Source organism: Desulfopila sp. IMCC35008 (assembly GCF_010646885.2).
GTDB lineage: Bacteria > Desulfobacterota > Desulfobulbia > Desulfobulbales > Desulfocapsaceae > Desulfopila.
Window position 1 is genome coordinate 677,665 of sequence record NZ_CP050700.1, and the last position, 18,679, is coordinate 696,343.

General features: G+C 47.1%; 17 protein-coding genes. 9 read left to right on the top strand and 8 right to left on the bottom strand.

The window, feature by feature from the left end:
* Positions 1 to 94 precede the first annotated feature (94 nt).
* Positions 95 to 1,252 carry a VanZ family protein gene (locus tag GA520_RS03055; protein WP_163338154.1) on the top strand — a complete coding sequence of 386 codons (1,158 nt, stop codon included), beginning with the start codon at positions 95 to 97 and terminating at the stop codon, positions 1,250 to 1,252.
* Here GA520_RS03055 and GA520_RS03060 read toward each other — a convergent pair.
* The gene (locus tag GA520_RS03060) at positions 1,236 to 2,237 is read right to left on the bottom strand and encodes an AraC family transcriptional regulator (RefSeq protein ID WP_163338153.1); all 1,002 of its coding nucleotides are present in this window, start codon (positions 2,235 to 2,237) and stop codon (positions 1,236 to 1,238) included. The genes GA520_RS03055 and GA520_RS03060 overlap by 17 nt on opposite strands.
* Before the next feature lie 193 nt (positions 2,238 to 2,430).
* Between GA520_RS03060 and GA520_RS03065 the strand changes: the two genes are divergently transcribed.
* Together GA520_RS03065 and GA520_RS03070 are read left to right on the top strand one after the other, a co-directional pair.
* Positions 2,431 to 2,814 (top strand): hypothetical protein, encoded by a 384-nt coding sequence (locus GA520_RS03065; protein WP_163338152.1) that lies wholly within the window; start codon positions 2,431 to 2,433, stop codon positions 2,812 to 2,814.
* A 327-nt stretch (positions 2,815 to 3,141) separates the two neighbouring features.
* Positions 3,142 to 3,297, top strand: coding sequence for a hypothetical protein (locus GA520_RS03070; protein ID WP_163338151.1), 156 nt, complete (start codon positions 3,142 to 3,144; stop codon positions 3,295 to 3,297).
* Between the two features lie 15 nt (positions 3,298 to 3,312).
* Here GA520_RS03070 and GA520_RS03075 read toward each other — a convergent pair whose 3' ends face one another.
* The gene (locus GA520_RS03075; RefSeq protein WP_163338150.1) at positions 3,313 to 4,203 is read right to left on the bottom strand and encodes an MBL fold metallo-hydrolase; all 891 of its coding nucleotides are present in this window, start codon (positions 4,201 to 4,203) and stop codon (positions 3,313 to 3,315) included.
* A 145-nt stretch (positions 4,204 to 4,348) separates the two neighbouring features.
* Between GA520_RS03075 and GA520_RS03080 the strand changes: the two genes are divergently transcribed.
* Entirely contained in the window at positions 4,349 to 5,098 is a 750-nt protein-coding gene (locus GA520_RS03080; protein WP_163338149.1) for a hydroxypyruvate isomerase family protein, read from the top strand.
* Positions 5,099 to 5,190: 92 nt separating this feature from the next.
* On the opposite strand, the gene GA520_RS03085 is transcribed toward GA520_RS03080, so the two are convergent.
* A complete protein-coding gene (locus GA520_RS03085; RefSeq protein WP_163338148.1) occupies positions 5,191 to 6,273 on the bottom strand; it encodes an OmpA family protein in 1,083 nt (360 codons plus the stop codon).
* Between the two features lie 379 nt (positions 6,274 to 6,652).
* On the opposite strand from GA520_RS03085, the gene GA520_RS03090 reads away from it, so the two are divergent.
* Positions 6,653 to 6,835, top strand: coding sequence for a twitching motility protein (locus GA520_RS03090; RefSeq protein WP_163338147.1), 183 nt, complete (start codon positions 6,653 to 6,655; stop codon positions 6,833 to 6,835).
* Positions 6,836 to 6,851: 16 nt separating this feature from the next.
* Here the strand turns inward: GA520_RS03090 and GA520_RS03095 are convergent, their stop codons facing one another.
* Positions 6,852 to 8,312, bottom strand: a complete 1,461-nt coding sequence (locus tag GA520_RS03095) for a PP2C family protein-serine/threonine phosphatase (RefSeq protein ID WP_163338146.1) — start codon at positions 8,310 to 8,312, stop codon at positions 6,852 to 6,854.
* Between the two features lie 398 nt (positions 8,313 to 8,710).
* Between GA520_RS03095 and GA520_RS03100 the strand changes: the two genes are divergently transcribed.
* Positions 8,711 to 8,896, top strand: coding sequence for a hypothetical protein (locus GA520_RS03100; protein WP_163338145.1), 186 nt, complete (start codon positions 8,711 to 8,713; stop codon positions 8,894 to 8,896).
* Between the two features lie 400 nt (positions 8,897 to 9,296).
* Here the strand turns inward: GA520_RS03100 and GA520_RS03105 are convergent, their stop codons facing one another.
* From GA520_RS03105 to GA520_RS03120, 4 genes are all read right to left on the bottom strand, one after another.
* A complete protein-coding gene (locus GA520_RS03105) occupies positions 9,297 to 10,472 on the bottom strand; it encodes a polysaccharide pyruvyl transferase family protein (protein WP_163338144.1) in 1,176 nt (391 codons plus the stop codon).
* Between the two features lie 17 nt (positions 10,473 to 10,489).
* The gene (locus tag GA520_RS03110) at positions 10,490 to 11,515 is read right to left on the bottom strand and encodes an NAD(P)-dependent oxidoreductase (RefSeq protein ID WP_163338143.1); all 1,026 of its coding nucleotides are present in this window, start codon (positions 11,513 to 11,515) and stop codon (positions 10,490 to 10,492) included.
* A 125-nt stretch (positions 11,516 to 11,640) separates the two neighbouring features.
* Entirely contained in the window at positions 11,641 to 12,807 is a 1,167-nt protein-coding gene (locus GA520_RS03115) for a glycosyltransferase family 4 protein (RefSeq protein WP_163338142.1), read from the bottom strand.
* Between the two features lie 284 nt (positions 12,808 to 13,091).
* Positions 13,092 to 14,012, bottom strand: coding sequence for a hypothetical protein (locus GA520_RS03120; protein ID WP_163338141.1), 921 nt, complete (start codon positions 14,010 to 14,012; stop codon positions 13,092 to 13,094).
* Between the two features lie 489 nt (positions 14,013 to 14,501).
* On the opposite strand from GA520_RS03120, the gene GA520_RS03125 reads away from it, so the two are divergent.
* The 3 genes from GA520_RS03125 to GA520_RS03135 all read left to right on the top strand — a co-directional run bounded on the left by GA520_RS03125 (position 14,502) and on the right by GA520_RS03135 (position 18,629).
* Positions 14,502 to 16,013 carry a response regulator gene (locus tag GA520_RS03125; protein ID WP_163338140.1) on the top strand — a complete coding sequence of 504 codons (1,512 nt, stop codon included), beginning with the start codon at positions 14,502 to 14,504 and terminating at the stop codon, positions 16,011 to 16,013.
* Between the two features lie 313 nt (positions 16,014 to 16,326).
* Positions 16,327 to 16,830 carry a hypothetical protein gene (locus tag GA520_RS03130; protein WP_163338139.1) on the top strand — a complete coding sequence of 168 codons (504 nt, stop codon included), beginning with the start codon at positions 16,327 to 16,329 and terminating at the stop codon, positions 16,828 to 16,830.
* Positions 16,800 to 18,629 (top strand): response regulator, encoded by a 1,830-nt coding sequence (locus GA520_RS03135; protein ID WP_240910146.1) that lies wholly within the window; start codon positions 16,800 to 16,802, stop codon positions 18,627 to 18,629. Before GA520_RS03130 ends, GA520_RS03135 begins: the two co-directional genes overlap by 31 nt.
* Positions 18,630 to 18,679 lie beyond the last annotated feature (50 nt).

Consider the following 18,679-nt stretch of genomic DNA (forward strand, 5'->3'; position numbering starts at 1 on the left):
CATAATTTCTAGATGTTATGTCTTTACGGGCAAGGGCGTAGTTGTTCATCGGTAGGAGGTTGGTAACCGGTTCCTTACTGCTATGGGGAGTGGAGTGAAGAAAGGATTTGTAACATCCCTTATTCATCCAAGAGGTCTGGAAAAGGATACGTCCTGGCTTTCCATGCTGACGGTTGTTTGTATCCTGTTCATTCTTTGGTTTGGCTTGCGCCCAAAATACTGGCCGGAGGAGAACAAGGTCCGTTGGCTTCCCAACTTGCATGCCATCCATTTTGAACCACCGGCCATAGCCTTTGTGGATAGGTTCACGTTTGGTTCGGACAGCGAATTCACCGGGGAGTTCACTTTGCATTTAGCGGTGACGGCTTCGACCCTGCAGAAAAAAGGGTTTCGCCCTCTCCTGATGCTGCATGATGGTAACGACAGTTCACAACTGGCGATTTGGCATTGGGGGGGATCCGTTATCATCATGAATGGTGATGACTATGATTTTTCCAGACGATTACCGAGAATATCCGTACCTGATGTGCTACATGTTGGAAAGATCAGTTTTCTGACACTCTCGTCGGGATCATCCGGTACGCAATTCTATATCGATGGTCAGCAAGCGAGAGAGACGGACGGCTGGAGATTACAGATTCCAGAAGCAAAGGAAAACCTGAGGCTGATCCTGGGCAATTCGGTCTATGGGAGACATAGTTGGTATGGTGAGTTTCACGGACTGGCACTTTATGGCCGATCCCTGTCTGCCAATGAAGTAGAAAAACAGTATTTGAAATGGCGGCAGACGTCATCGCTGGAAGGTCTGGATTCATCGCAACTGAAACTTCTATACAACTTCACTAAGGGAAAGGGACGGGAGGTTACCGATATGTCCGGTACCGGTAATAGTCTGCTTATCCCCGAGAGACCTGTGATTCTGAAAAAAACCTTTTTGTCGATGCCACACAAGGAGATTCACTCCCAGTCCTATTGGCTTGATGCTTTCTTCAATGTCGTGGGTTTTATCCCTTTAGGGGCTCTTGTATTTGCCTGCTTCCGTTATATAACAGGTCTGCGGGTACGTTCAGCTGCGGGCGTTTCCCTGGGACTCTGTTTCGGTTTGAGCCTCTTTATGGAATTACTCCAGGGGTGGCTGCCGGGAAGGGATTCAAGCATGCAGGATTTGGTGCTGAATAGCCTCGGAGGGTTTATGGGAATTCTCCTCGCCAGTTTCCTGGTACAGTTATTCCGTTTCAGGCAGCCTTCCTGAAGTGGCTGGGAGAAAGACCGGTCCAGCGTTTAAAGGAGCGGGAAAATGTGCTGAGTTCTGCAAAACCCAAAAGAAAAGCGACCTCTGTCAGGTCAAGATTTTTATTGTTGACGTAACCGATCGCCAAATCTTTTCGGGTTTCATTCAAAAGCTGAAGAAAAGAAGAGTTTTCCTGTTGCAGCATACGCTGTAATGTTCTTGTACTGAAAGCCAGTTCAGAGGCAACATTCTCCAGTGTTGCATTGCCGGATGGCAGGTGCTCGGCAATACGTTTTTTCACCTTGGTTTTCAGCGTATGTCTATCCAGGGAGTCCACATAACGGATCATCATCTGTTCCCCAAAATCGGCCAGTTCCTCGTTATCGCCCGGCAGGGATTTGTCTACCAGTTCCAAAGGCAGACGCAGGGTGCTGAACTCGCTGTTAAAGACGATATGTGAACGGAAAAATTCATAATACCTGCCGCTGCAGACCGGTTTTGAGTGAACAATATCCACTGAGGCCGGCGATAATTCCTTTTGGTAATTCACCCGGAGAACACTCATTATCCAGGCCAGGGCGGCGTCTTCACGGGAAGGAGGCGCACCCGTGTCAGGTCCGAAGGTGAGGGTCAGGTTCAGTGTCCCCCTATGTTTATCTTCTTCCAGGCGCCCGAATGGAGAATCGGAGATGACCTGGTGGAAACGAATCAGCCTTTCCAGGGTGATACGTAGGCTTTTACTGACAAGCATGGCATAACCGAGGGCACCGAAATTAGATGGATGCCAGTTATCGGCAACACGCAAGCCAAAGCAGGGGTCAGGTATTCGTTTGGCCGCTTCCCTCCAGAGCAGGTTGATTTTATGCAGGGCGCACCTGGCGCCTTGTTGGTGCATAAGTGCCGGATCAAGATGGGCGCAGCGGAATATTTCTTCTGCGTCTTGGCCATAAAATTCCAGAACATTCCAGATAGGCAGCTGGGCGCTAGCAAGTTTGGTGAGATACATTTTTCTCCTTCATTATCTGGTGTTTCTGCCAGTGTAGTATGTTTCCGGCGTAAACTGCAAATTATTTGGCGCTTGCGGGCAAACGGATAGTTCTAAAATGCCGATAGTACATTGAGAAACCATTGAAACCAGATTTCTCATAAACATTGTGTCAATTTGGGATTAATCCACTTAGAAAAAGGAGCCTGGCATTATGAAACGGAAAGAATCGGCAGCCGCCTATAAAGGTCAGGGGAAGAGGAGCAGGAGTCACGTCGAGATCTTCCATTTAGAAGTGTCGCAATCCAAGGAAAAGATAGAAACAATTATGCTTTATGGATTCGTTCACAGTCGCCTGGGGCAGGTTGTCGGCTTTACCCTATCCTGCACTGTACACTGGCAGACAGACGCCTATTGCCTCGATTCTGATGATGAGCAAGCACAGAGATATTTCAGTAACCTTGTGGCAAGACATACTGAAGCAGAACTCTTCATCCCTGATGCAGCAATCGATGTGATATTCTCTGATCCTGAACTTAATGAACCGATTGGTTTCGGTTCTGGCTATCTGAAAATACAGGGGAGTTTGCTGAATTAATGGACGTGCAAATTGTATATCCAGTTCTTGCTCATGGAAATATCTGCGGGCATAAACGAAGAAGCGATCCCACTCAAATCTTTATCCTCATCTTCCGGTCCTTCAAGATATGGAGAACAACAGTATAGATATAGAAGAGAATCTGCCACGCGGGACAGAAACCGTAATGCTGGTTGATGATGAGAATGAGCTGGTTGAGGCCAGCAGGTTCTCAGTTCTCTTGGCGATACAGCTGAGGCCTTTAATACGAGGTCCGACAGGTTTGACCTGGTCATGACAAAAATGACAATGCCCAGGATGGGAGGTGACAGATGAGCAGTTCAGCTTATGTCCGTGCGACCTGATATGCCGGTAATCATTGATACAGGGTATTCAGAAAAATTTTCGGAGCAGGAGGCGATAACGCTTGGTGTGAAAAGTTTTATGTATAAACCAGTCGATATCGCCACACTGGCTGCAACAATCAGGGAAGTACTTGATTGAATCTTTTCTCGATTACTAAATTCCAGGATAGATGATCTCTATCCATCGGCTCCCTTTAAAGAGTCCGTCCCCCCATTCCTCTTCAAGATCGGCCAACGGGTTTTCCTCGGCAGCATCCTTGGCGCTGTAACCATCGGCTTTTAGAACCCTCAATCGGTCATAGGCCGTCTGCAACATCTTTTGATACTGTCGAAGCTGGTTCTTATCGGCCAGCGGGCCATGGCCAGGAATAATCCTGGTGTTGTCATCGGAGAGTGACATCAGCTCTTCAACGCCACGGATCATACCTTTGAGTGAACCACCGTGGTGTACATCTATAAAGGGATAAAAGCCGTTAAAGAAGAGATCTCCGGCGTGGATAATATTTGCATTTTCAAAAATAATAAAACTGTCACCGTCTGTATGGGCGTGTCCGACATGAATGGCGGCGACTGTCTCGCCGTTAATGTGAAAGCTGATACCTTCAGAAAATGTTACCACAGGTAATCCAGGAGCCTGTGTTGGTTCGAGTTGTGCCTCGAACGGTTCGAGGTAGGAGCCGGTTACCAGTCTTTCCCTGACGTTGTCATGGGAAAAGATGAGGGTACCGCCTTGGCCAATATTTTCATTACCACCCGTGTGATCGGCATGATAGTGGGTATTTATAAGAAAGCGTGGGTGTGTGCCACCTAACGACTTGATTGTTTTGACCATCGATTCTGTCATGGGAGCGAAATTGTCATCTATCAAAAACGTTCCGTCATCCCCCATGAAAACACCTACGTTCCCACCCTTCCCGGATAACATGTAGATTTGGCTGGTTACTTGGGTTGGGGCAAGTTTTCCTTCATCGGCCATAAGGGTATAGGCCGAAATGAAAAAACAAATTACGACCAGGCAGAGTATGCATATCCGTTTGTTTGTCATGTCTTGTCCTCTGATACGTTGGTTGTTGAAGTGGATCTGTATTCAAATATCTTCTCAATACATCCTAACCTTTGTTATCCTTAGAGAGGATGTCAATGTTCCGGTGTAACTGTGTCTATCAATGGAAGCTTAGAGAGGATAACGTATGAAATTTTCACCTTGCCTGGATATCTTTTTTGATGACAGACCCTTTGGCGAGCGAATAAAAGCGGTCAGCTCTCTTGGTTATGAGCAATTTGAATTCTGGAGCTGGTGGGATAAGGATATGGATGAAATTGCAGATCTCAGCCAGGAGCTCAAGATAGGGGTTGCGGCATACTGCACACGCTTTGTCTCACTTGTCGACCCTCCCAGGCGGAGTGAGTACCTTGAAGGGCTGGCTGAATCGATCGAAAATGCCTGGAAAACCAATACCAGGATACTCATTTCGCAAGTCGGGGATGAGCTACCCGGCACTGCGAGGCAAGACCAGCTCGATACTCTGGCAGAAGGTTTGAAGGAGGCGGCAGGTATGCTGGCGGGGACAGACATTGTTTTGGCCATCGAACCGCTTAATACCTATTACGACCACAAAGGATATTTCCTCTCCTTATCGGCAGAGGCGGTCAGGGTGCTGAAACAGGTTGATTCCACAAACGTAAAAATGTTGTTTGATGTCTATCACCAGCAGATAATGGAAGGGGATCTGGTGAACAATATTCGCCGGTATATTGACCATATTGCCCATTTTCATATAGCGGATGTACCGGGGCGGCATGAAATCGGTACCGGGGAAATCAATTATCCTAACGTGCTGGCTGCAATCAGGGAGAGTGGATATGAAGGCTGCATAGGGTTGGAATTCTTCCCTACAGCTCGTGATCATGAGGAAGTGCTGGCCAAACAGATTATTTAAGATGCTCTGGAAAATGGCCGGAAATGAAAAAGGGTACAGGAGAGAGAACCTGTACCCTGCTATTTATCGGGCTCTGGCTTTTAGGGTTCCCTTTACTTCATACCGGTAATAATACCTTCAACCCTCCTGTTGAGTGCACGGCCTTTTTTTGTACTGTTTGAGGCGATCGGCTGATCAAAACTGAACCCACTCAGGGTGATCCTGCTTGCGTCTATACCTTCTTTTTCTACCAGGTATTTGCGGACACTTGCTGCCCGGCGGTGGGAAAGTTTCATATTATACTCATGGGTGCCGATAGAATCGGTATGACCCTTGAGCACGATCCTGGTATTCTTGTTCTCCCTCAGGTAGGCACCTACCTCTGCAAGTATTCCTTTATACTGTGACTTAACATTGGACTTGTCAAAATCAAACTGGATATTTTCCCATATGTAGCCGGGGATCATATCTTTGCCGTGTGGGTCATCGACTACTTCGAACAGGGCATTCGTCATCCACTCTGGGTTCCCCAGAAGATCGCCGATATTCACCATATATGAACAGTCATTTACCGCAGCGATTTTCTTCAGCTCATTGTAACTGTTTTTTCTGGTACTGGTGTTGATGACGACAAAACAGATGTCATAGAGGGCAGCGAGTTCAGCAGCCTGCTTGCTCGGGCCGGGCATGCTATCAACTTGGGAATATTGGCCATCGTTGAACAGAAAAATCACGGTCCTGCCACGCAGGTTCGGTACAATTTTATTGAGTTCGAATAATCCCATCTGCAGCATGGTCGGACCGGTGGGCTCAAGAGGAAGCTTTTTTAACAGGGTCAAGCTGAACTTCTTTTTGTCGTACTGCTGCATCGGGTAATAGTCAATTAGGTTCTTCATTTCCCCGGCGGGGGTGAAGGAATAGATTCCTGCTTGCCAGTTCATATCGGGAAGGGTGGCGTTTTTCTCCAAAAGGATTTTACGTACCGCCTGCAGTTGATGCATGTAGGTGCCGGGATACTTTTCATCCATTGAGCCTGAGCTGTCATAGAGAATTATGAAATTATCCGCCTTCCTGACCAGGTAGACCTCCTTGCCTCCCTGCAGCCATTTGATTTCATTGGCCTGGGTCGAGAGAACCCCGAGGACGCCGGACAAAAGGGTTAACAGTAAAATCTGAAAAAGTCTTCTTATCCGCATGTGAACCTCCGATATGGCTGTACAGGTAATGAGGAACAGGGTGGTCGGTAGAGAAACCTGATCCGCTGTTTTTGTCTAATAATTTCAAGGTAATATATGTATTACCTGGGTAGGTGCTCTCCAACATTGTGGTGAACTGGATAGTGTCGTTACACGACCTTCCTACTAATGCAATATACCAAAATACAGAATTTTTCCAATACTTTCAAAGATCAAGGAGGGTTTTTTAAGCAGGGGATGGAAAAGGGTATTCTCACCTATCGTTTGTCTCTCAAGATGTTGGTGGAATAATCATGGTGTAAAACGTTGCATGTTCCTCCCTGTAAGGTATAGAGTAGGAAGTGTAAGAATTTACTTCAATATATAAAAGGAGGGAGATGTGGATCTCCAAGAAAATCAAGCAGCACTTATTCTGGAAGCAGCGGAAGATGGCGAAATATCAGTAAATGTTGCAGCTTCAGATATGGAAGGACTGGCCGGGTCGATCTGCCAGGCGGTAGCGAAAATGCTTATGTATGATGAAGAGTTCCAGGAGAAGCTGATGACTATGCTTGACGAGTAACCTTCTTCCCAGAGAATTATTTCACTTTAATTACAACCAGGGTAATGTCGTCTTCCTGGGGCATGTCGCCCCTGAACCTGATGACTTCATCGACAAGCGCCTGCTGTATGACCCGAGCGGATTCATGGCTGTGGGTGCTTATGCTGTGCTGCACCCTTTCCTGGCCGAATAGCTCGTCTTTGCTGTTCCTGGTCTCGTGAATTCCATCTGTGCCTACCAAAATAATGTCGCCCTGTGAGAAACTACGGGAGGTATTGTTGGTGTAGGTGTAGGATTCCTCCACTCCCAGAACAAGTCCGTCGCCTTCCAGTTTTGTGAATTTCCCACTCTTTTGATGATAGCAGATGGCCGGCTCATGACCCGCCCGGACCCATCTTAGCCGGTCATCTTGATGGTCAATCTCCAGGAAAAACATGGAGGTGAAGCGACCACTGATCGCGCAATCACGTGAAATAGAGATGTTGATCCTGTTCAGCAATTCCGCTGGATTAGAGTAGGAGCGAATGGCGGATATCAGAAATGCCCGTATCGACGTCATCAGCATCGCAGCACCGATACCGTGACCACACACATCTGCTACAACAATTCCCACTTTATGCTCGGACAGTAAGAGGTAATCGTAATAATCACCGCCGGTCTGGTCACAATATAAAGATGCCCCGCTGATGTCATATCCAGGTAAAAACGGGCTCTGCGTGGGAAGCAGATTCTGCTGGACTTCTTCGGCAAGCTTAAGTGCATTTATAAGCTCGAACCTGTGTCGCAGACCATCAATCATATGGTTGGTATGGCCCGCGATGATACCGAATTCATCGTTGGTGGCTATCGGAACCTTGTTACTCAGATCTCCTTTCTGCACTTTTTCCAGAATCTGCGTTTCATTATTGAACAGGAGCCTGAGGTTTTTTGAGTAGGAAAAAATAAGGTTCATGAGCAGGATCAGCAGGACACCCATGATAAAAAAGATCTCGAATATAACCGACATCTTGGCATCGCTTATAGAATCCGCATCACGGGCGGTTGTTGCCAGCCACTCCACATCCCGGGTGAAAACCATGATAAGAACCAGGGAGACCAAGAGGGAGGTTGTTACAGCGATATACGAAAATTTCCGGGTCATGGGAAAGAATCGCTTAGGGACAGGTACGTTCTGTTCCGATTTCATGGCCTGCAGGATGACATGGCGCTCCTGCCTGAGCGAGGAGTTCAGGCCGATAAAAAAGCCGCTTATGACGCAGCCGATAAAAAGAGAGATCAGGCTGACGGCTGGAAACCCAAGATTGAACAGGTTATAGATGTTTATGATGGCAGCAGCTCCCGTACAGATGCAAAAGTCAAGGATAAAGGCCCTCTTGGGTTGCTTGGGTCCAACCGCATTATTCACAAAATAGTTGGCGAGAAACGGCCTGAGCAGGAGCAGAGGCAGAAAACCACTACCGATTATTGTCCCCAGGTGCACGGGGGACAGGGAGGCCATGAACGGTCAGACCTGCCCTCCGTAATAGGTAAGGGCCAGAATTGCAAATCCATATTCAATGAAAGGTATCATAGTTCCTCTTATTCATGATTCCCAAGAAAGGAAAGACTGATGATTGATATGCGTTTAATTTCACTGCCGGCTTCCCGGATCAGATATTTCTTTAGTTGCATATAATCATTGTTTGTACAAATCGCTCTTGATGTAGTTATGATACCATCCCTATCTGTAATATTCCCTGATTCAAGTTTGAGACGCGCATAATAGTGATAGCTGAACATGGTGAGAATTATTCTCCCTGGCTTTGGTTGATGGGTGAAGTTGTTAGGTTTTTGTAAGATTCACATAATATTATGTTGTCATATAGAAAATAACTTTGATACTATCAGGAGTAACTAATGACAAGTGAGCAGAGACATGACCTTGAAGTTGAATGGCAGGTTACAAGTACCAGATTAAAACAGATGATTACCGAGGAATATCATAAGAAATTTGGAAGTCCAAATAGTAATGAGCACTGGGAAGCCTATCTGGTTGAGGCACTGAACCTGAAAAGGGTTTGGAAGGCTGGTGGACTAATGTAGCCAGGATTCCCATCTAAAAGCAACCCATGCGGAATCTTGGCTACCTGGCCAATATCATCGTTATGCTTAGAATTTCATCCTCGGGTTAGCGCGGCACGAGACTCCGTGATATCAAAGATATGGTGGTGGTACAATTTCTCACATGCCTCGATCTGGACCAGATAAGAGTAGACTTCGGAACGCCTAGTTTTAGGATGGAAACTATTGAGGCAGTTTTTTCGAGTTACTTTGTATCTGTTTCCCGGTTAACCCAAACTTTTCATGGGCGTAACTTGTGAGTATTGGTACTTATAGGAATCCAGGTGGATAAAGGCCAAATGATAAGGGCCGACATCGTAGCGATTAACACACCCCGATATCGGCCTTCTTGTCTGAAATGATGAAATGTCTGTCCCGATAGTTACAGGTTGTCCAAGATCCGGCAGACATCATCCACACTATCCCTGGATTTTTTCTTTTCCCCAACCACAATCGGGTTCATTTGCGCACTCAGCTCTTCCCGGTTTTCCCAGGATTTCATCATTAACTCTGTGAGACTCTCGGTGGAGAGTTTATCGAAGGTAATGGTCCAGTCTCCCATGCCGACTGTTTTCAGGAAACCGGCGCTCTTGGGATAGGCACTGATATTGACCATAGGGGTACCGGCCGATGCACAGAAGATAAGGGTGTGGGTTCTGAGTCCGGCGTGTATTTCGACCCTGCTTAGCAGACCAGTCAGCTCTTCATAGGTGTAGTCACAGTTGCCGACAATCTTGATACGATGTTGATGCTGGCTGCAGGCGACGCACTCCCTGGTGATTTTCATATCCATGATCTGGCTTACCGTAAACATGATATCAACACCCAGGGTCTCAATCAGGTTGTCTGCTGTGGCCGCGATTATCTTGCAGAACTTCTCACGATTGATGGTACCCTGTTCATTGAAGTCATCAATATACGCGTTCACATTGAGGCCGATGGTGCCGATCGGGTTCGTGAAGAGGCCCTCTTTCGCAATAATCTCTTCCATGCGTTGCTCGGAGGGAATGGTGGTGTTCAAGGCACAATCAGCGTGGACCTTGATTTCCGGATGACGCAGGCCAAGTTTCTCAATTAGCTCCTTGGTGTTGGGGTCCCTGGTGATGACAAGCGGGGAACAATCGAGAACTTTCTGTAAGGCATTCTTGCCCACTTCCCGGTCAATTGGGCCGACACTGGCGTTATACAGGATGATCGGGATACCCTTCTTTTTACAGAATGGGGCAAACATGGAGATCGCGTTCAGGTTATTGACGAATGGGTTGTAAAATTTCCTGTCGAACAGGATATTATCAGTAACCAGAACAAGTTGGGTGTCGGTCATGGCCTTGTACATCGGCCAGCCAAGGTTCTTGAGTGCCAGGTTCCATGGCAGCATTCCGATTGGTTTGATGTTGTGCTTGCCAAAAGCATCTTGAATGAAACGGGTATTAAGCGTCGGGATCTTAAAATGGATATCCGAGCGCTTCAGGGCGAAATCATCAAGCAGGTTGCCAAGTATTGCATTGTCACCCGCATTGCGACCGGAATTATTTCCTAATACTGTAATGGTTTTCATGAAATCCTCGGTTGTTGTCAGCTCTTTTGCATCCACCCCTGCTGGACGTACCAGTCAGCAGTTTCAATAATTCCGTCCTTATTGGAGTGTAAGGGCTGGTAGCCCAGCACATTACGCATTTTACTCACGTCGAAATGGCGGTCTTTTGAATAAAACGCTACCCTCCTTCGATAGATCGGAGGTTCAATTCCGAACGGTTTACAGATCATCTCGCAAAGATCGCCTGCCAGGAAGAACGGTCCTATCGGCAGACGCAAAATCTTCATGTCTACATTGAAATGATCAGCAATGATCCGCGCAATATCTGCGATGGGGATTGCCTCGTCTCCGCCGCTCACAAAGGTATCACCCTGGGCGTCAGGATGCGTGGCAGCGATGATAAAGGTGTTGGTCAGATCATCGACATGGACCAGGTGATACATGCATTTGCCTTTGCCGAGAAGCGGGAAGTACTTCCTGGTCGCCATCTTGAACAGTTTTAATAGCCGGCGGTCTCCCGGGCCGTAGATAGCAGCAGGGCGGATGATAGTGTAGTTCAGGTCATTTTCGGCGGCAAATTCGTTCAGCCACATTTCAGCATCGAGTTTGGTGCGCTGATAATCGTCACCGGGGGCAAATTCGGTTTCTTCGGTTGCCGGTGGGTTTTTGATGTGGCCGTGAACGCCAAAGGTAGAGATATGCACGAATCGCTTGAAGTCTGGATTATTCAATACTTCACGGGCAATGATCTGGGTACTTTTGACGTGTACGTTCCAGTAGTCCTGATAGGTGCTTTTTGCTTCCCGGAAGGCTGCGGCAACATGAAAAACATATTCCTGTCCCTGCAGCGCTTGCTTCATAATGGTTTCGTCATAGACTTCTCCGCGGAACCAGTTGATGTCGAGATCTTTTAGGGGTTCCAGGTTGGAGCTGGCCCTGGCGACGGCACTGACCTTCAGGCCGGCATCAACCAGCTTCCTGACCAGCACTGTCCCTGTGAAACCTGTGGCACCGGTCACGAGAACAGGGGTTCCTGCCGGAATTTTGCAGATATTTTCAGACATTTTTTATAAAACCTTGGATAAGGGGTTATTAAACAATATTTTTTAAAGCGGAAAATAGGGCTTGTACCATTTTTTCAACGTAACTTCAAAGCAGAAATGAGGCAAGCGATGAGTTGACTTGTTGCCTATGCCCTGTTCCAAACATAGTCATAGCACTCTGACAGCCGGTTGCAGTATTGGTCGAAGTTGTAGGTGCTTTCGTGCAGTGCCCGCAGCCGTTTCCCCTGCTGTTCCCGTTTGGGCCTGTCCTGCACGAGGCTGGCTATGGCCTGTGCATACAATTCTGGTTCCGGCGGTGCAAAGACGGCAGTCTCCTCATCAAGCAGCAGGCGGTTGGAAGGGATGTCCGTTGCGGCAATAGACCTACCCGCTTTCATGTAGTCGAGCACCTTGAGAGGAGTATTGACCCCGGAGACACGCGGTGAAAGAAGGATGTCGGAAGCTGCCAGGTAGTTGGGCAGAATATCGGGTGGTATCTTACCGAGAAATGTTACATTATCGCCGACACCTTGCTGTGCGAGGTGTTGTTTCCGCTCCCTGATTTCATCCACAGATCCGCCAATGATGACAAAGCGGGCGTTTGCTGCCTGCTGCACGACATGGGGAATGGCCCCAAACATCAGCTCGACTCCCTGATAAACGGCAAAGGAACCGACAAAAGTGATAAGTACTTCGTTTTCAGCCTGGAGCAGCTCATCCCGTGTCTGTCTGATTGTTTGTTCTGATGCCTCTTCAAGGGATGAGGGGATATCGAAGATATCAAATGCACGGGTGGTTGTTCCCATGCTGTTTACCTGGGTTGCAAGGCCCGGGCCGGTGCAGATAACTGCATCTGCCATTCGTACAGAGAGTTTTTCAACTGCGGCATATACACGGAGTATGCAGTTTTTTACAAACCCTTTCTTATAGGAAAAGGGGTCGGAATGTTTTTCAAAAATAGTTCGTGCACGGATGACCCGGGCCAGGACGGCGCCAATAAAACCGGCTTCTTCCACACCATGTACCAGGTCATACCTCTCGCGCAGGCAAAGGGACAACCCTTTGAAAAGTATAAGGAGATCAAAGAAAATCTTCCATGGTGAAGGACCGATCGGGATATTCTTCACTTTAAAAGGATTTGCCACGCGGATAACCCGGGCACCCTCTATGGCTCTGTCTTCTCCTATGGGCAGGGTAAGCAGGTCCACTTTGTAGCCGAGTTTTGTTAAGGCCAGCAGGTTAAAGCTTACCCGGATTGGAGAACCCCGCCATTGGAAAAATGGTTGTGGAGATATAAAGAGTACTTTTTTCATTGTATATGCCATAGGGAAGTTTGGATATCGCCTTTGTTCTTTTCCTGCCGACGGAAGTGGGGATGGTCGGAGGCGGTTACACAATGAACCAAATCTGTGCATATGGCAACAGTGTTCTTGCCCTTTGGTCCGAGTTTCTTTTTGAACCGGCATTGCAAACCTGTTCAGGCAGAAACAGAGGAAAAGGATGTACGAACCTGACCAATTACCTGGCAGGAATATTGCTCCTGTCAAGGGAGAGAGTTCCTGGTAAGAAGATCTGGCAGGGAGGGGAGCAGGTCGCCTCAGGCGATCAGATCATAGCCGCTTTCCTCGGAGAGTTCAGCCACCTCCTTGAGGTGGGCACGCTGGACCGTAGCAACGGTGGATTCAACTTTTGCAGCCAGGGCCCTGCTGGAAAGATCGAGTTGGATAGTACAAATATTCTCGATGGATTTTTGCTTTCTCGCCTTAGCCAGCATGCGGATGGTTCCACCTATCTCAAAAATAATTTCGCCGTTCAGGAGGATCTGAAACTTATGGGTATCATCGACGGCAAGCAATTCTTCAACACCTTTATCAAAATAGAAGGAGAAGCTACTTGCACTCATATCGCTTATTTCAGCGGTAATGGGTTTTTTCCATTCTCTTTTGATAATTTTCACATTGAGATCCAGGCCTTTGGGTACCTTGGCGGTGTACTCCCTGGCACCGCGGACTATCCTGCCGATAGCAGGATAGTCCAGTTTCAGGACAGGCTGGTCGTCAACCTTGGTGTGTTCCTGGTAAAAGGTACCAAGTTCTATCGCATAGGAAGAGGTGAAAAAACGCAAGACAATGGTCTTGCTGTACCTGATGTGCATATTCCCGAGTCCGGGTTCAACTGGCAGGGAAATAACATGGCTCATAGTACTGAGATATTCACCGGGACTGTACTCAGGCTCCTCTACCTCTTCTTCTCCCTCAACGGGCTCAGGAGGAGGGGGTGGGTCATCGGCTAATCGTCCGAAATACACACGGGAATGGCTGTCGAACTGGACTTCGATAAGCTTTTCGTCAAGAAGTGCAGTCTGGAGATAGGGGAGAAAACCTGCTGCGGTGGCGATTATATTTCCTGCGTCTAATTCATCCCTGATTTCATCTTCCGTATAAGTATCATCGGGGAAGAACATCTGTAACCGTTTTTGGATACGGTCTATTGCAGGAGCGTCAACGTTTTGGTCCATGGTAGCCTGGATATTGCCTTAAATAAGAATCTTACATGTACTATATATCATCTTTGTGACAAAAAAAGTGCGATCGGTTTCGATGGTCCGATTTAGTCACGGGATTAGTTGACTTTATGCCATTTTTCAGAACCGTTCAATTACAAGATGAAAAAAGGGTAAGAAAAATCATTATATAGTTGAAAAACGGCTCTTAAGACTTTGAGGTCCAGCCTGAAAACACTGATAATTCTGTTTAGAAACACTGGTCACATGCAGGATAGCCTTATCACCGGGAGAGAGAATGATTTAATTTATTCCACCTGGGATAATAACGGGCAATAGAAAGAGTGGAGGCACTGGGCAATGCTGACAGTCTCTGTCGTGACAAAAACTACATAGTATGGCCTTGCTCAAATTGGTTTGAAAGATGTATCCTATGTTACTTACTTTTGTTTGGTGGGGGGGGGACGGTTGTCAAAAGACATCCGGTAATTCCTGGAGATTGTAATGAACAGGCAAGTACTTGCAGTTGATAACAACGAAGTATTTATCAAACTCCTGACTCACCTTATCAAAAAGAAAGGATGGAGTGTCAAGACAGCTGTCGATGGGTTGTCAGCCCTGGAACTGCTCGAGTCATACCAGCCTGAGATCATTTTTATTGATCTGGTCATGCCCAATATTGATGGGGAAAATCTTTGCCGGATTTTACGGGGAAAGAGTGAATTCGCCAGGACAACATTGGTTATCCTTTCTGCAGTAGCATTTGAAGAAGGGTTGGATTTCAGGGCGTTTGGGGCCAATGCCTGTATAGCTAAAGGGCCGATAACTGAGATTGAAGGGAATATTGACCTGGTTCTTGACTATGTAGCGCAAGGGCGGGTGGAGGAGTTACCTGAAACTGTACTCGGCTATCAGCACATCTATTGCAGCACTGTGGCCCAGGAACTTCTGGAGTCCAGGAAGAATTTTGCAGTAACGCTTGATACCATGGACAATGGGTTTCTGGAGTTGTCCGGCAATAGAAAAATTGTCACCTGTAATAGTGCCGCTGCCGCCATTCTCAATGTTGCAAAAGAATCCCTGTTGGGGACGGATGTGGTGACCCATTTTCAAGGGGACGCCGAACAGTATATTCTCGATTCGCTCAACAGTTTTGTGGCCGATAACAATGATGTTGAATATGAGGTACCAGGGGAGGTTGCCGGCAGGAGCATCGTTATACGATTTGCCGACATACAGCTGGAGGGCAGGAGTGGTGTTGCCATGTTCTTACGGGATATTTCAACGGAGAAAAAGGCACGCCGGGAACTGCATCGTCAGATGGAACACCTGGAGGCGATGGTTGAAGAGCGAACCGCAAGATACAGAGAGGTGAACAGAGAGCTGGAAGAGAGGATAATTGAACGTAGAAAAATGACGGAGTCTCTGGAGTTTGTTGCCCGACAGTGGAGTAAGACGTTTGATACTATCCCTGATTTTGTCTCTGTGCATGATAAAAACATGCGCTTTGCAAGGGTCAATAAGGCTTTGAGCTCTTTTTTAAAGACCCCTCCGGAAGAGTTGGTGGGTAAATATTGCTACGAAGTTATGCATGGCAGCACAGCCCCCTGGCATAATTGCCCTCATGTTCGGGCAATAAACGAAGGGCAGACAGTAACAGAGGAGGTCGACGACCCGGCAGTCGGGATCCCGCTTCTGGTTACCTGTGCCCCGTTTTTGCACGATGACGGTAGCCTGATGGGTTCTGTCCATGTTGCCCGCAATATTTCCCGGCAGAAAGATGCAGAACGGGAGCGGGAAGAGCTTATCATGAAGCTGGAAAAAACCTTGTCCAAAGTGAAGCAACTCAGTGGCTTCTTGCCGATTTGTGCCTCCTGTAAAAAAATTCGGGATGATCAGGGCTATTGGAGCCAGGTGGAGGAGTATGTTTCAGCCCACTCCGAGGCGGTTTTTAGCCACGGTATATGCCCAGACTGTATTAAGATATTGTATCCTGAGTTGGATATAGATGAATAATCCGATGGCCACAATGGAGTATCTGCAATTGATACTGCAAATTCATCATCAACATTGTACGTCATAGAATCGTTCTCTCGGTGTCTCCGCACACCTGGCCAGCAAATTCGTTATGCTCTCAATGTAACTTTCGGGGTAGGGGAGACTCCGATATCGGCAATATGCCTCTTGTCGTAGCTCATGCTGTTCCTGATCTTGAAAATAAACTAAATCAGGAAGGTAGCTAAATAATCACGATTCTATTGTACCTCTTTGAGCAGGCCTACTATACTAAGAGGAATTACTCGTTAGCGTATTTGAAGGAGGCCGTCTCATGTTTGGAAGAGTTGCTGTTGCCAGTGCTGTGCTCGTCATAACAATTTTTTCCATGTTGCCCATCTCGTTGCAAGCCACAGAAGCAGACGGGAGTGCAATAATTAAGCTCCAGGGAAGCATCAGTCAGGGAAACAAGAAACGGATAACGGTGGCTGAACTTGAAGATCTTGGTGTCATCACTGTAGAGATAAACGATCCTTTTGAGAAAAAGAAAAACAGTTTTACCGGGGTCATGATGGAAAAGTTCGTGACTCATTATGGAAATACTGGTGTGAAGAGTGTCTCTTTCTTCGCGATTGACGGCTACCAGATAACCTTTTCCCGGGCTAACTGGGCCTCTCACAAAATCATGGTCGCGACTCGTGTCAACGATAAATATATGGACTATGAAAACAAGGGGCCGTTACGAATTGTTTATCCGGAATATGATCCGGACAAACACGATTCCAAGGAGATCTTACCGAAGTGGATATGGATGATAACAACCGTAAAATTCAGGTAGATCCTGTTACGAAAACGATCATCTTCCTTGTTTTCCTGGTCATTGTGGGGATTTCGGTCTCGTCTTATATATACACCTCTGCTCTTCTTCCCGAGCAGGAACACATTTCCAACCAGTTCAATCGTCTCAGCGCGGAGATGCGCCACACCTTCAAAGTTGAGAGTCTCAACCATAAGGCGTTTGATTCGTATCTGACAGCTCTGTTGCGTAAAGATCCTGAGATGGTTGGCGAATCTATTGATTACTTGAGTGCTTCCCTGGGATTTATCAATGTTGAATATTTTGATAATGATTCCTTGGTTAATATTGTTGCCCCTCTTGTGGTAGGGGCGAAAGAGAAGATTGGAGCATATGAACTTCAACCGGGCAATGCCGGCCTTGTTGAGGTTAGGGAGGTTTTTTCAAATATTTTTAATGAAATCAGTTTAATAGAAAAAGATATCAATATCGGGGTGCAGGGGCTTTATACCTGGCAACAGCAGATCCGGGAAAAATGGCAGTATTTTTTCCTGCTTGTCACAGCAACAGCCCTGGTCGGTTTTCTTATCATTTCAATACTGGCATGGAAGCAGCGTGTACTGATTAAGAGGCTATGGCGAAACGACCAGAAATTACGGATTAAGATTGAGGAAAAAAAGCGCGCTGAAGCGGAAAAGGAAAACCTTGCTGAGCAACTGTACCATGCCCGGAAAATGGAATCGATCGGACTCATGGCTGGTGGTGTGGCCCATGATCTCAATAATATCCTCTCGGGCATTGTCGGCTACCCGGAACTGTTATTGATGGATCTGCCGGAGGAGAGCCATATGAGGCAACCACTTGTGGCGATTCATGATTCTGGCAAGAGGGCCGCCCAGGTGGTTGAAGACTTGTTGACTGTTGCCCGTGGATCAATAAATATCAAGGAACATCATAATCTGGTGTCCATTATCAGGGAGTACTTTGCATCGCCCGAGTTTCAGAAACTCAAAAAGTTTCACCCCCTGGTATCTTTTGAGCATCGGTACGATTGCCCGGAAGCCTGGGTACTCTGCTCTTCCGTCCATGTGAAAAAATGTGTAATGAATCTTGTACATAACGGTGCAGAAGCGGTTGAGGGCCGTGGTACGGTAATAATTACCATTAAAAGTAATTGCCGGGGAGAGGGTGATACCGGTGCGTATGTGGTTCTTGATGTCCTTGATTCGGGACCTGGCATCGTAGAGCAGGATCTGGAGCACATCTTTGATCCATTCTACAGTAAAAAGGAAATGGGGCGGAGTGGTACAGGACTGGGCCTTACTGTTGTCTGGAACACCATGGAGGACCACAAAGGTAAGGTGGAGGTTGATAATACAGATGCGGGGACACGATTTCGCCTGTTTTTTCCTATGATTTGCAAAGTAGAAAATATCAGGAGTGTTCCTGGCGCTCAATCAGATCTTACCGGTAACGGGGAGCATATTCTTGTGGTAGACGATGAGAAACAGCTGCGCGATTTGTCGGAGCGGATGCTGGGTGCGGTGGGCTATGAGGTGAAGACAGTGTCTTCCGGTGAGGAGGCTGTGGAGTACCTGCAACAGGCGTCCGCCGACCTGGTTGTCCTTGATATGTTGATGAAGCCGGGAATGGACGGTCTACAGACGTACCGGGAAATCGTTGGTATCCATCCGGGACAAAAAGCAATTATTACCAGTGGCTTCTCTGAGAGTGACGATGTGAAAGAAGTAATGAAACTTGGGGCTGCAAAGTTTATCAGGAAGCCATATACCATCAACCAGTTGAGTCAGGGTGTTAAGGATGTCCTGAGTGCTGATTGATTTATAGGGCGCCTTGAAAAATTTCTATTTTTCATCGCATCTCGAATTTG

Bases quoted from the DNA above. Each gene is read 5' to 3' on its own strand.
- GA520_RS03060 (WP_163338153.1), bottom strand. From the start codon at position 2,237: ATGTATCTCACCAAACTTGCTAGCGCCCAGCTGCCTATCTGGAATGTT.
- GA520_RS03065 (WP_163338152.1), top strand. From the start codon at position 2,431: ATGAAACGGAAAGAATCGGCAGCCGCCTATAAAGGTCAGGGGAAGAGG.
- GA520_RS03070 (WP_163338151.1), top strand. From the start codon at position 3,142: ATGTCCGTGCGACCTGATATGCCGGTAATCATTGATACAGGGTATTCA.
- GA520_RS03075 (WP_163338150.1), bottom strand. From the start codon at position 4,203: ATGACAAACAAACGGATATGCATACTCTGCCTGGTCGTAATTTGTTTT.
- GA520_RS03080 (WP_163338149.1), top strand. From the start codon at position 4,349: ATGAAATTTTCACCTTGCCTGGATATCTTTTTTGATGACAGACCCTTT.
- GA520_RS03085 (WP_163338148.1), bottom strand. From the start codon at position 6,273: ATGCGGATAAGAAGACTTTTTCAGATTTTACTGTTAACCCTTTTGTCC.
- GA520_RS03095 (WP_163338146.1), bottom strand. From the start codon at position 8,312: ATGGCCTCCCTGTCCCCCGTGCACCTGGGGACAATAATCGGTAGTGGT.
- GA520_RS03100 (WP_163338145.1), top strand. From the start codon at position 8,711: ATGACAAGTGAGCAGAGACATGACCTTGAAGTTGAATGGCAGGTTACA.
- GA520_RS03105 (WP_163338144.1), bottom strand. From the start codon at position 10,472: ATGAAAACCATTACAGTATTAGGAAATAATTCCGGTCGCAATGCGGGT.
- GA520_RS03110 (WP_163338143.1), bottom strand. From the start codon at position 11,515: ATGTCTGAAAATATCTGCAAAATTCCGGCAGGAACCCCTGTTCTCGTG.
- GA520_RS03115 (WP_163338142.1), bottom strand. From the start codon at position 12,807: ATGAAAAAAGTACTCTTTATATCTCCACAACCATTTTTCCAATGGCGG.
- GA520_RS03120 (WP_163338141.1), bottom strand. From the start codon at position 14,012: ATGGACCAAAACGTTGACGCTCCTGCAATAGACCGTATCCAAAAACGG.
- GA520_RS03125 (WP_163338140.1), top strand. From the start codon at position 14,502: ATGAACAGGCAAGTACTTGCAGTTGATAACAACGAAGTATTTATCAAA.
- GA520_RS03130 (WP_163338139.1), top strand. From the start codon at position 16,327: ATGTTTGGAAGAGTTGCTGTTGCCAGTGCTGTGCTCGTCATAACAATT.
- GA520_RS03135 (WP_240910146.1), top strand. From the start codon at position 16,800: ATGGATGATAACAACCGTAAAATTCAGGTAGATCCTGTTACGAAAACG.